Consider the following 279-nt stretch of genomic DNA (forward strand, 5'->3'; position numbering starts at 1 on the left):
GGGAAACGCAGGTCGGTGTAGTTGCGATCGTTGGCGATCTCGACGGTTTCAAGGATCTCCATCAGCGACTGGCCGGTGTACCAGGGCGAGCGCTCGCTCTTGTTCACCACGTTGTCGCCCTTGAGCGCCGACATCGGCACAAAGGTCATGGTGCTCGGCTTGAAGGCGATGCCATCGGCAAACTTCAAGTAGTCGGCCTTGATCGACTCGAACACGCTTTCATCAAAGCCGTTGAGGTCCATCTTGTTGATCGCGACGACGATGTGCTTGATGCCCAGC

Annotated in this window: 1 protein-coding gene; it reads right to left on the minus strand. The window is 57.3% G+C overall.

Annotated elements, in window-relative coordinates:
* Positions 1-279, minus strand: a 279-nt coding sequence (locus AAEY55_RS18250) for a GTP-binding protein (protein ID WP_350552654.1), incomplete at both ends; no start/stop codon positions are given.

The sequence above is a fragment of the Pseudoalteromonas sp. 120-MNA-CIBAN-0494 genome (assembly GCF_040308885.1).
Taxonomy (GTDB): domain Bacteria; phylum Pseudomonadota; class Gammaproteobacteria; order Enterobacterales; family Alteromonadaceae; genus Pseudoalteromonas; species Pseudoalteromonas nigrifaciens.